This window comes from Sphingobium sp. UBA5915, from assembly GCF_002431195.1.
Classification (GTDB): domain Bacteria; phylum Pseudomonadota; class Alphaproteobacteria; order Sphingomonadales; family Sphingomonadaceae; genus Sphingobium; species Sphingobium soli.
Genome location: NZ_DJDV01000012.1, coordinates 1 through 11,608, shown reverse-complemented (window position 1 = coordinate 11,608; position 11,608 = coordinate 1). Strand labels below are relative to the sequence as shown.

The following is an 11,608-nucleotide window of genomic DNA, read 5'->3' as shown; positions in this document are numbered from 1 at the left end:
CCCCTCTGATCGTCAATCAGGGGCAGCAACGCTCCGTGGACGCAGGCTGTTCCCGGCTCGACCGCTGCGGAAGGCGTGGATCCAGCTGAGCGGATTCCAGCTGGCGTCGCCGTCCAGGCTGAAGGTGATGAATTCGGCCCGGCCGCCGATCGCCTCCCACGGCACCGGCCCGCCAAGGCCGTTTTCCGCCAGCGGCGCGCGGCTGTCGGCACTGTTGTCGCGATTGTCCCCCATCAGGAAGACATGGTCGGCCGGCACGCGCACCGGGCCGTACCAGTCTAGCGCGCTTGGTCCCATGTCGATGGTGAGGTAGGTCTTGCCATTGGGCAGGATTTCCTGCCGCACCGGCAGTTCGCAATAGTCGCGACCGTCCGCGCCGCGTACGCGCGCGCCGGGAAACTGATCGGGCGAGCAGGGGGCGTTGCCATCGACCGGCAGGCGCAGCGGCTTCATCGCCTTTTGCTTGACCGCGGTGCCATTGAGGATCACCTGCCCGCCTCGCACTTCGATGATGTCGCCTGGCAGGCCGATCACCCGCTTGATATAATCCTCCCGCCGGTTGTGGGGGGACACGATGACGATGTCCCCGCGCTGGGGCAGGCGCCCTAGCACGCGCCCTTTGAGGAAGGGCAGGGGGTGGAAGCTGGGCGAGACATAGGACCAGCCATAGGGGAATTTGCTCACCACCAGCCGGTCGCCGGTCAGCAGCACCGGCATCATCGATTCGGACGGAATGTAGAAAGGCTTGGCGACGAAGCTGTGGAACGCCAGCACCGCCAGGATCAGCAGCGTGATGCTGCGCAGTTCATGCCACCAGTTGACGCCGTCCTTTTCCTGCTCCCCAGCAGGCGTGGCGCTGTCCTGGGGCGTGTCGATGGCCGGCATGGGCGAAGTCTCTTGGCGTTCGGCGGGGGGCAGGGTCACGAAGGCAGCGCCTCGATGATGACGAAGGCTTGCGCCCATGGATGATCGTCCGTGAGCGTCAGGTGAATGACCGGCCTATAACCCACCGGTACAATCGACTCCAGCCGCGTCAGCGCGCCGCCGGTCAACGCGAGCGTCGGTGCGCCGGACGGCGCGTTAACGACGCCGATATCCTTCATGAACACGCCTGCCTTGAACCCCGTCCCCACCGCCTTGGAAAAAGCCTCCTTGGCGGCGAAGCGCTTGGCCAGCGTGCCCGCGCGGGTCAGCGGACGTCGCGCCGCCTTGGCCTGCTCGACCGACGTGAAGACCCGCTGGATGAAGCGGTCGCCGAAGCGATCGAGCGAATTCTGGATTCGCTCGATATTGCAGAGGTCGGATCCAAGTCCGATGATCATGATGGCCGTCCAAGGCCGTCACCCCAGCGAAGGCCGGGGTCTTGGGCATCCAGATTGAACCCTTGACGCCTGCGATCCAAGCCTTTGCCGGGATACCTGCTTGGGAGCATCACCGCGCCAGATCCATCTGCCGCCGCATCTCGCGAATGCTGCCTTCCAGCCCGCCGAAAATCGCCTCGCCAATCAGGAAATGGCCGATATTGAGTTCGGCGATCTGCGGGATGGCGGCGACCGGTCCGACATTGTCGAAGGTCAGGCCATGGCCGGCATGCGGCTCGATCCCGTTCTTGGCTGCCAGCGCGGCGGCATCGGCGATTCGGCGCAGTTCGCCCGCGCGCGCCGCTCCGTCCAGATGGGCATAGGCGCCGGTGTGAAATTCGACCACGGGCGCGCCGAGCCGGATGGCTGCGTCGATCTGCGCGGCGTCCGCCTCGATGAACAGGCTCACGCGGATGCCGGCCTCGACCAGCTTCTCGACGATCGGTGCCAGCGCCTCATACTGCCCCGCTGCGTCCAGCCCGCCTTCTGTCGTGCGCTCCTCGCGCTTTTCGGGCACGATGCAGGCAGCGTGCGGTTTGTGGCGCAGCGCGATCTCCAGCATTTCCTGCGTCGCCGCCATCTCCAGATTGAGCGGCACGTCCAGCGCTGCCATCAGCATCGCGATATCCTCGTCGCGGATATGGCGGCGATCCTCGCGCAGATGGGCGGTGATGCCGTCCGCGCCCGCCTTCACGGCCAGCAACGCGGCCTTCACCGGATCGGGATGCGCGCCGCCCCGCGCGTTGCGGATGGTCGCGACATGGTCGATATTGACCCCGAGGCGCAGCGGCGTGGGCATGGAGCTATTGCTTCCGGCTGCCGGGCTTGGTCGCGGGAATGGCCTCCAGTTCCGGTGGCAGCGCGTCCGCGTCATAGACCGGGAAATTGATCGACACGAGCGGATAGAAGGGCACGCCCAAATCGACCTCGCCCGCCGACCGGTCGACCAGCGCGACTTCCCCGATCACGATGCCGCCCTCGGCCTCCACCGCCTCGATCGCCTGGCGCGACGACAGGCCGGTGGTCACGACATCCTCGACCATCAGTATCTTTTGCCCCGGCGTGATGGCAAAGCCCCGGCGCAATTCGAACGTCCCTTCCGGCCGCTCCAGAAAAATCGCGTCCCGGTCCAGCGCGCGGCCGACTTCATGCCCGATGATGAGGCCACCCATCGCCGGCGACACCACCAGATCAATGTCCTGGCGCACTTCGCGGGGCAGTTTCTGCACCATCGCGCGCGCCAGCTTGCCGGCGCGCTCGGCATTCATCAGCACCCGTGCGCATTGCAGATAATTGCCGCTGCGACGACCCGACGACAGAATGAAATGCCCCTCCAGCAGCGCGCCCGCCGCCCGGAATTCCGCCAATACGTCCTCGTCAGTCATGTCGTATTCACATCCCGTCGCGCGGCCGGCACCCTGTCGGTGGCCGGGCCGCCTTCACCCCATGGCCGCGCGCAGACACGCCGCCATGCCGCGCCCCTGTGCGCGAAGCAGCGAGATAGGCGGGCCGGGGATGCGTTGCAACAGCGAAGAAAATCTGCTCCATCTGTGCTTGAGGCAGCGGGAAAGCATCCCTATAAGCCGCCGCAGACCGAACGGGCGAGGACGGCAAAATGGATGCGTTTTCGTTGCAGCGGCGCCAAGGGGTTAGGGGTACGAAGACGCTATGATGAAGGTGAAATCGTTCATTCTCGCTGGTCTGCTGGCTTTTGCGCCGGCGATGGCGATGAATGGCCAGGCGCTTGCGCAGAATGAAGCGGCCGCACCCGTTGCCGCCACGCCGGTCGATGCCGATCCCAAATCCTCCGATCCTGGCGCGCCTGCCGATTCGGCCGATGCCAATGTCGCGAATGTCAGTGAAGCGGCACCTGCGGCCAAGGTTGCGCCGCCGCCGCGCATGAAGCCGACCGAAGGCATCGGCATGCCGCGTCCGGGCGAAATCACGTTGCAGGAACAGTTTACCGAAACCGGCAGGACCGCCCGCTGGCTGCACGATGTCATGCTGGTGCCGATCATCACCATCATCTCGATCTTCGTGCTGGTTTTGATGCTCTATGTGATGTGGCGCTATCGCCGCGCTGCCAACCCGGTGCCGTCCAAAACCTCGCACAACACCGTGATCGAAGTCGTCTGGACGGTGGTTCCGGTGCTGATCCTGCTGGCGATCGCGGTGCCTTCGATCGGACTGCTCGCCGACCAGTATCGCCCCGCGCCCAAAGATGCGCTGACCGTCAAGGTCACGGGCTATCAATGGTATTGGGGCTATGAATATCCCGACGCCGGCATTCCTGAATTTGTGTCGAACATGCTGACGGAGGATCAGGCGAAGGCCAATGGCGAGCCCTATCTGCTGGCGCCCGACAATCGTCTGGTGCTGCCGGTCGGTCGCCCGATCAAGTTGATCATCACCGGCGCCGACGTGATCCACAGCTTTGCCGTGCCCTCGCTCTGGGTAAAGATGGACGCCGTCCCCGGCCGCCTCAATGAAAAGAGCTTCACCATCGACAAGCCCGGCGTTTATTATGGGCAATGTTCCGAACTGTGTGGCGCGCGCCACGGCTTCATGCCGATCGCGATCGAGGCGCTGCCGCCGGCTCAGTTCGACCAGTGGGTCCTCTCGCAGGGCGGCACGTTGAAGGGCGGCACCGCCGCTCCGGCCGGCCAGATGGGACCGCAACAGGGCAGCGCACTGCCCGGACCGCCGGCCAGCGACGCCGGCACGACGACGCTTTGAGAGGGGCAAGGCCATGACCACCATTACCGCAGATCATCATGGCGATCACGCCCATGGGCATGATCATGACGCCGATCACAAGCCAGCCTTCTTCCAGCGCTGGTTCATGTCCACCAACCACAAGGACATCGGCACCCTCTATCTGATCTTCGCGATCATCGCCGGCATCATCGGCGGCGCGATTTCGGGCTTGATGCGCGCCGAACTGGCGGAACCGGGCATCCAGTATCTCCAGACCTGGGCACGCTTCAGCGACGGCCCTTCGGCGACGCTGGATCAGGCCTATCACCTCTGGAACGTGCTCATCACCGCGCATGGTCTCATCATGGTCTTCTTCATGGTGATGCCTGCGATGATCGGCGGTTTTGGCAACTGGTTCGTGCCGATCATGATCGGCGCGCCGGACATGGCCTTCCCGCGCATGAACAATATCAGCTTCTGGCTACTCATCCCTGCCTTCGCGCTGCTTCTGGGTTCGACCTTCGTCCCCGGCGGCACCGGCAATGGCGCGGGGACCGGCTGGACCGTCTATGCGCCGCTTTCGACCAGCGGGTCGGCCGGACCTGCCGTCGACATGGCGATCCTGTCGCTGCACATCGCCGGCGCGTCCTCGATCCTGGGCGCGATCAATTTCATCACCACCATTCTCAACATGCGCGCGCCGGGCATGACCCTGCACAAGATGCCGCTGTTCGTCTGGTCGGTGCTGGTCACGGCGTTCCTGCTGCTGCTCGCCCTGCCGGTGCTGGCCGCCGCGATCACCATGCTGCTGACCGATCGCAATTTCGGCACCACCTTCTACGATGCGGCAGGCGGCGGCGATCCCGAACTCTACCAGCATCTCTTCTGGTTCTTCGGCCACCCCGAAGTCTACATCATGATCCTGCCGGGCTTCGGCATCATCAGCCAGATCGTCTCGACCTTTAGCCGCAAGCCCGTCTTTGGCTATCTCGGCATGGCCTATGCCATGGTCGCGATCGGCGTGGTCGGCTTCGTCGTCTGGGCGCACCATATGTTCACCACCGGCATGTCGGTGAACGTGAAGATGTATTTCACCGCTGCGACCATGGTCATCGCGGTGCCGACCGGCATCAAGATCTTCTCGTGGATCGCGACGATCTGGGGCGGATCGATCAGCTTCAAGACACCGATGGTCTGGGCGCTGGGCTTCATCTTCCTCTTCACCGTGGGTGGCGTCACCGGTGTGGTGCTTGCCAATGGCGGCGTCGACGATGTGCTGCACGACACTTATTATGTCGTGGCGCACTTCCACTATGTGCTCTCGCTGGGCGCGGTGTTCGGCCTGTTCGCCGGCTTCTACTACTGGTTCCCGAAAATGTCGGGCAAAATGTATAACGAGTTCCTCGGCCAGCTCCATTTCTGGGTCTTCTTCGCCGGCGTGAACCTGTTGTTCTTCCCCATGCACTTCCTGGGCCTGTCGGGTATGCCGCGCCGTTATCCCGATTATCCCGAAGCCTTTGCCTATTGGAACGGCATTGCCAGCCATGGTTATGAAATCATGGCGGCGGGCATGCTGATTTTCTTCGTCAACCTCATCTGGTCGCTCGCGGCCGGCAAGAAGGCGGAAGGCAATCCGTGGGGCGAAGGCGCGACGACGCTGGAATGGACGCTGACCAGCCCGCCGCCCTTCCACCAGTTCGAAACGCTGCCCGTCGTCGACTGACGAACGGGGACGCACATGGGCGGACGGCTTGGACCTTCCGCCCATTTGCGCGACATCGGCGCGCGGGTATATGGTGCGCGCTGATCGCATGAGGAGATTATGGCCAGTTCGCCCTTCCTGACCGGGGTTCATACGCCCGTCCTGCCGGCCCATTGGCGCGACTTCGTCGCGCTGACGAAGCCGCGCGTGATGACGCTGGTTGTGTTCACCGGCCTGTGCGGCCTCCTCGCCGCGCCCGGTCATATCCATCCGGTCCTCGCCTTCACCGCCATCCTCTGCATCGCGCTTGGCGCGGGCGCCGCCGCCTCGCTCAACCAATGGTGGGAAGCGGATATCGATGCAAAGATGAAGCGCACCGCCTCCCGCCCGCTGCCGGCCGGCCGGATGGACCGGCAAGCCGCGCTGCACTTTGGCGTCGGCCTCTCCTTCTTCTCGGTCATCCTGATGGGCATGGCGACCAACTGGCTGGCGAGCGCCGTGCTCGCCGTCTCGATCCTCTTCTATGTCTTCGTCTACACCATCTGGCTCAAGCCCCGCACGGCGCAGAATATCGTCATCGGCGGCGCAGCCGGCGCTTTCCCGCCAGTGATCGGCTGGGCGGCCGTGACCGGCGATGTCAGCGCGCTGCCCATTGCCCTGTTCATGCTGATCTTCTTCTGGACGCCGCCCCATTTCTGGGCGCTCGCCCTGTTCGTGAAGACCGATTATGCCGCCGCCGGCATCCCCATGCTGCCCGTCGTGTCGGGCGAGGTCGCGACCCGGCGGCAAATCTGGTTCTACACCGCCATCATGGCGGTCGCGGCGCTCGCGCCCGTTCTGCTGAATCTCACCGGTGTCATCTACGGCACGACTGCGCTGCTGGGTACGGCGCTGTTCGCGCTGTTCGCCTTTCAGGTCTATCGCCGGCGCGAAAGCGATCCTGCGCGCATGAAGCCGGAAAAGCGCCTGTTCAAATATTCGATCCTCTACCTCTTCCTCTTGTTTGGGGCGGTGGTCGTTGACCGCTGGCTGCTGGCATGACCCCCGAAGAACAGGATCTGGTGCGCGCCCGGCAAAAGTCGCGGTCCATCGTGACCGGCCTGCTGCTCGGCTTTCTCGTCATATTATTCTTTGCCATCACGCTGGCGAAGATCGGCGCGAGCGACGCGATCTGATGGCCACGCTTCCGCCCTCGCCCTTTGATCGCGCGCGGCGCAACCGGCGCACCTTCCTCGCCATGATCGGCGTCGGCCTCGCCATGCTGGGGCTCGGCTTCGCCTCGGTGCCGCTCTATCGTATCTTCTGTCAACAAACCGGCTTCAATGGCACGACACAGCGCGCTGACGCTGGCGTGGATGTGCAGCAGGCGACCGGGCACATGCTTTCAATCCGGTTCGATTCGAATGTTCAGCCCGGCATGCCCTGGCAATTCCATCCGGAACGCCCGACGCAGACCGTAACCGTGGGCGCCAAGTCGATGGCCATTTTCGTCGCCAAAAATATGTCGGATCGGCCCGTCACCGGCACCGCCAGCTTCAACGTCACTCCGACTCAGGCCGGCGCTTATTTCACCAAGATCGAATGTTTCTGCTTCACCCAGCAGACATTGCAGCCGGGGCAGGAAGTGCGGATGCCGGTGCTCTATTATGTCGATCCCAAGATATTGGCCGATCCCGACAATAAGGATACGCAAGAGATTACGCTGAGCTACACTTTCTACCCTGTTGAGCAGAGGCAGAAGGCGGGCTAAGGTCCGGCACAGAACAGGAAACGGGGAAGATACGCATGGCAGGCGCCAAGAATCACGATTACCATATTCTTCCGCCCAGCATCTGGCCGTTTTTCGGCTCGATGTCGGCGCTGGTGATGGCGCTGGGCGCGATCATGTGGATGCATCCCGACGCCATGGGGCCGGGCGGCGGCTGGGTCTTCCTGATTGGGCTGGCCGGCGTGCTGTTCACCATGTTCAGCTGGTGGGGCAATGTCATCAGCGAAGCGCATGCGGGCGATCATACGCCGGTGGTGCAACTCCATCTGCGCTATGGCATGATCCTTTTCATCGCGTCCGAAGTCATGTTCTTCGTCGGCTGGTTCTGGGCCTTTTTCGACTTTGCGCTCTTCCCCAGCCTGCTGCCGCCGATCGAGGGGCTGTTCCCGTCCAAGGATATCGAGGTGATGAACGCGTTTGAGCTCCCTTTGCTCAACACGCTCATCCTGCTGTGTTCGGGCACGACCGTGACCTGGGCGCATCACAGCCTGATCCATGGCGACCGCGATGGCCTGATCAAAGGGTTGTGGTGCACCATCATTCTGGGCGCGTTGTTCAGCAGCATCCAGGCCTATGAATATATGCACGCGCCTTTCGGCTTCGGTGGCAATCCCTACAGCTCGGCCTTTTACATGGCGACCGGCTTCCATGGCTTCCACGTCCTGGTCGGCACGATCTTCCTGATCGTCAATCTGGTCCGCGCCTATCAGGGGCATTTTACCCCGCGCCAGCATTTCGGCTTCGAAGCCGCAGCCTGGTACTGGCATTTCGTCGACGTCCTCTGGCTGTTCCTCTTCGTCGCCATCTATGTCTGGGGCGGCTGGAGCGCGCCGGTCCACGGCGGTTGAGCCGGCACACGGACGATATTGCAATCAGGATCGACGGCCGGCGCTTCACACGCCGGCCGTTTCTCTATCGGCAGCTATTGGGTAAGCATCCCGCATGACCGGACCGTCTCACCCTTCTACACGCATTCCGACCCTGCCCACATTGCTGGTCATTCTGGCCGCCTTGACGATGATCGGCCTTGGCATCTGGCAATTGGAGCGCCGCGCCGAAAAACGTGACGCCATCGCCTTGGCTGCGGCAAATCCCCAGCGTCCCTCCGTCGCCTTTCCCATGCTGCCGCCGATTGCGCCCGACCTGCTGTTCCGCCGATCGTCCGTGCATTGCCTGCGCGTGGTCGACTGGCGCGTGGAGGCCGGGCGGGCGGCCGATGGCAGCACCGGCTATCGCCATATCGCGCAGTGCGCCACCGGCGCGGAAGGGCCGGGCGTGCTGGTCGCAGTCGGCGTCGGACAAAAGCCCGATCAGGTGCCCAGTTGGACCGGCGGCCAGATTGCCGGCTGGATCAGCCAGGAACCAGACCATCGCCCGCTGTTCACGCGCGTCGGCGGTGCAGCTCCGCCACTCCGACCCATGCTGATCGCCCGATCCGCCCCACCCGGCCTCAAGCCGCTGGCACCACCCAGCGTCGCCGACCTTCCCAACAATCACCTGGCCTATGCCGTCCAATGGTTCCTCTTCGCGGCGGTGGCGGTGGTGATCTACATATTGGCCCTGCGCCGGCGAGGCGGCAGCGGCAAGCCCGCCTAAACGCTTGCTCCCCGCGCCCGCTGCCGCTACCGCGCTTAGCCATCATGCAATATCAGAGCACCAGGGGGAGCGCGCCCGCGCTCGGGTTTGAGGATGTGACGCTGGCGGGGCTGGCGTCGGATGGCGGCCTTTACCTGCCCACGCAATGGCCGGCCTTCACCGCCGACCAGATTCGCGCGATGGCCGGCCTCTCCTATGTCGAAACCGCCGTTCGGGTCATGACTCCGTTCGTTGCCGGATCGCTCAGCGAAGACGAATTGCGCGACCTGTGCGCGGCCGCCTATTCCCGGTTCAGCCATCAGGCCGTCACGCCGCTGGTCCAGCTGGACCATCAGCAGTGGATGCTCGAACTGTTCCATGGCCCCACGCTCGCCTTCAAGGACGTGGCGCTGCAACTGCTCGGCCATTTGTTCGAACGCTTCCTGTCGCGCCGCGACGATCATCTGACCATCGTCGGCGCTACGTCGGGCGATACCGGATCGGCGGCGATCGACGCGGTGGCGGGACGTGCGAAGATCGACATCTTCATGCTGCACCCCGAAGGCCGCGTGTCCGACGTCCAGCGTCGTCAGATGACCACGGTGCGCGCGCCCAACATCCATAATATCGCGATCTCCGGCAGCTTCGACGATGCGCAGGCGCTGGTGAAGGCCATGTTCAACGATGCGGATTTCAAGAGCCGCTTCAACCTGTCCGCCGTCAACAGCATCAACTGGGCGCGCCTGATGGCGCAGATCGTCTATTATTTCTACGCTGCCGTGCGCCTGGGCGCGCCGGAACGGGCCGTGGCCTTTTCCGTCCCGACCGGCAATTTCGGCGATGTCTTTGCCGGCTATGTCGCCGCACGGATGGGCCTGCCGGTGGCAAAGCTGATCGTCGCGACCAATGTGAACGATATTCTCCACCGCGCACTGGGGGAGGGCGATTATAGCCAGGGCCAGGTCGTGCCCACCGCCACGCCCAGCATGGACATTCAGGTCAGCTCCAATTTCGAGCGGCTGCTGTTCGACGCGGGCGGCCGCGATGGCGCGGCGCTTGCCGACCAAATGCGCGGCTTTGAAACGAGCCGTGCGATGCGCCTCACCAATGCGCAGCGCGACGGCGCGGCGCGCTTGCTGTCATCGGCGCGCATCGACGCCGACGCCATGACCATGGCGATGCGCTGGGCCTATGACGCAGCGGGGCACGTGATCGATCCGCACAGTGCCATCGGCCTTGCCGCCGCACGCGCCGCTGACGTTGGCGCCGACGTGCCCGTGGTGACGCTGGCGACCGCCCATGCCGCCAAATTTCCCGATGCGGTGGAACGGGCGACCGGCCTGCGTCCGCCGCTGCCGGCGCGGGTGGGCGACCTGTTCGCGCGCGAAGAGCATTATGACCGTCTGCCCGCGACGTTCGAGGCCATCACCACCTATGTCGCTGAGCGCGCGACGCCGCGGCACGGAGCCGGTCCGGCTTGAACCTCACGACTCTCATCGGCGAACCCTGGTCGGATTATGGCCTGATCGATTCGGGCAACGGGCGCAAGCTGGAACGCTATGGCCGTTTCCGCTTCATCCGCCCCGAACCGCAGGCGATGTGGCAGCCCGCGAGTGACGATTGGCGCGCGGACGGCGAATTCATTCCCGGATCGGACGAGGATGGCGGCGGCCGCTGGTATTATGAGCAGCCGGTGCCGGTCGAGGGCTGGCCGCTCCATTGGAAAGAGGTAACGTTCCAGTCGAGCTGCACGCCCTTTCGCCATCTGGGCTTCTTTCCCGACATGGCGCCGGTGTGGGACGATTTGCGCGGTTCCATGGCCGACAAGCCCGATGCGGAGGTCATGAACCTGTTCGGCTATACGGGCGTCGGCACGCTGGCCCTGTCGGCGGGCGGCGCGCGGATGGTCCATGTCGATGCGTCGAAGAAATCGGTGGCGCAGGCGCGCGCCAATGCGGCGCTGTCGGGTATGGAGGACCGGCCGGTCCGCTGGATCGTCGAGGATGCCGCCAAATTCGTTGCCCGCGAAGTTCGGCGCGGGCGCCGCTATGACGGCATCCTGCTCGATCCGCCCAAATATGGCCGTGGCCCCGATGGCGAGGTGTGGCGGTTGGAGGAGGATCTGCCGGGCCTGATCGCCAATTGCCGCGCCTTGCTAGACGCCGACAGCCATTTTCTGTTCCTGACCGTCTATGCCGTGCGCATGTCGGCGCTGGCGATCGGGGAATTGCTGCGTCAGGCGTTCGCCGACCTGCCCGGCACGGTGGAAGCAGGCGAACTGGCGGTGCGGGAGGAACGGCGCGGGTTGCTGCTGCCGACCGCCATTTGGGCGCGCTGGCGGCGCTGATCGCACCATCGGTCCTTTTCGGGTTGAGCCGTTCGGCGCGGTCCGGCATGACGGGGACCATGCGCTTTTCCTCGACCTTTGCTACCGCTTCGTCCCTCCTGGTGCTGTTGGCCTCGTGCGTCGGCCCTCCCGGCAATGCGCCAGCGCCCACGCGGCCG

General features: G+C 64.4%; 13 protein-coding genes. 9 read left to right on the top strand and 4 right to left on the bottom strand.

All coding sequences use genetic code 11. The features are described 5' to 3' along the window. Positions 1 to 12: 12 nt before the first annotated feature. From lepB to pyrE, 4 genes are all read right to left on the bottom strand, one after another. A complete protein-coding gene (gene lepB / locus B2V90_RS01570; protein ID WP_228221087.1) occupies positions 13 to 885 on the bottom strand; it encodes a signal peptidase I in 873 nt (290 codons plus the stop codon). A gap of 35 nt (positions 886 to 920) precedes the next feature. Continuing rightward, the gene (gene acpS / locus B2V90_RS01565; protein WP_228221050.1) at positions 921 to 1,322 is read right to left on the bottom strand and encodes a holo-ACP synthase; all 402 of its coding nucleotides are present in this window, start codon (positions 1,320 to 1,322) and stop codon (positions 921 to 923) included. A 109-nt stretch (positions 1,323 to 1,431) separates the two neighbouring features. Further along, a complete protein-coding gene (locus B2V90_RS01560) occupies positions 1,432 to 2,160 on the bottom strand; it encodes a pyridoxine 5'-phosphate synthase (protein WP_228221049.1) in 729 nt (242 codons plus the stop codon). Between the two features lie 4 nt (positions 2,161 to 2,164). Continuing rightward, a complete protein-coding gene (gene pyrE / locus B2V90_RS01555) occupies positions 2,165 to 2,746 on the bottom strand; it encodes an orotate phosphoribosyltransferase (RefSeq protein ID WP_009822911.1) in 582 nt (193 codons plus the stop codon). Between the two features lie 283 nt (positions 2,747 to 3,029). Between pyrE and coxB the strand changes: the two genes are divergently transcribed. The 9 genes from coxB (at position 3,030) to B2V90_RS01510 (ending at position 11,450) form a co-directional block, all read left to right on the top strand. Then, the gene (coxB, locus tag B2V90_RS01550; RefSeq protein WP_228221048.1) at positions 3,030 to 4,097 is read left to right on the top strand and encodes a cytochrome c oxidase subunit II; all 1,068 of its coding nucleotides are present in this window, start codon (positions 3,030 to 3,032) and stop codon (positions 4,095 to 4,097) included. A 13-nt stretch (positions 4,098 to 4,110) separates the two neighbouring features. Beyond that, positions 4,111 to 5,781, top strand: a complete 1,671-nt coding sequence (gene ctaD, locus B2V90_RS01545) for a cytochrome c oxidase subunit I (protein WP_009822909.1) — start codon at positions 4,111 to 4,113, stop codon at positions 5,779 to 5,781. Positions 5,782 to 5,880: 99 nt separating this feature from the next. Continuing rightward, positions 5,881 to 6,801: a heme o synthase gene (locus tag B2V90_RS01540; protein WP_009822908.1), complete on the top strand. Its 921-nt coding sequence runs from the start codon at positions 5,881 to 5,883 to the stop codon at positions 6,799 to 6,801. Further along, a complete protein-coding gene (locus tag B2V90_RS01535; RefSeq protein ID WP_009822907.1) occupies positions 6,798 to 6,935 on the top strand; it encodes a hypothetical protein in 138 nt (45 codons plus the stop codon). Before B2V90_RS01540 ends, B2V90_RS01535 begins: the two co-directional genes overlap by 4 nt. Beyond that, the gene (locus B2V90_RS01530) at positions 6,935 to 7,510 is read left to right on the top strand and encodes a cytochrome c oxidase assembly protein (RefSeq protein ID WP_228221047.1); all 576 of its coding nucleotides are present in this window, start codon (positions 6,935 to 6,937) and stop codon (positions 7,508 to 7,510) included. The genes B2V90_RS01535 and B2V90_RS01530 overlap by 1 nt, the downstream gene beginning before the upstream one ends. Positions 7,511 to 7,545: 35 nt before the next feature. Then, a complete protein-coding gene (locus B2V90_RS01525) occupies positions 7,546 to 8,376 on the top strand; it encodes a cytochrome c oxidase subunit 3 (protein WP_228221046.1) in 831 nt (276 codons plus the stop codon). Between the two features lie 94 nt (positions 8,377 to 8,470). Next, the gene (locus B2V90_RS01520) at positions 8,471 to 9,124 is read left to right on the top strand and encodes an SURF1 family protein (protein ID WP_228221045.1); all 654 of its coding nucleotides are present in this window, start codon (positions 8,471 to 8,473) and stop codon (positions 9,122 to 9,124) included. A gap of 44 nt (positions 9,125 to 9,168) precedes the next feature. Beyond that, complete coding sequence (gene thrC / locus B2V90_RS01515) at positions 9,169 to 10,584, top strand: threonine synthase (RefSeq protein WP_228221044.1); 1,416 nt, start codon at positions 9,169 to 9,171, stop codon at positions 10,582 to 10,584. Further along, entirely contained in the window at positions 10,581 to 11,450 is an 870-nt protein-coding gene (locus B2V90_RS01510) for a class I SAM-dependent methyltransferase (RefSeq protein ID WP_228221043.1), read from the top strand. The genes thrC and B2V90_RS01510 overlap by 4 nt, the downstream gene beginning before the upstream one ends. Positions 11,451 to 11,608: the final 158 nt, after the last annotated feature.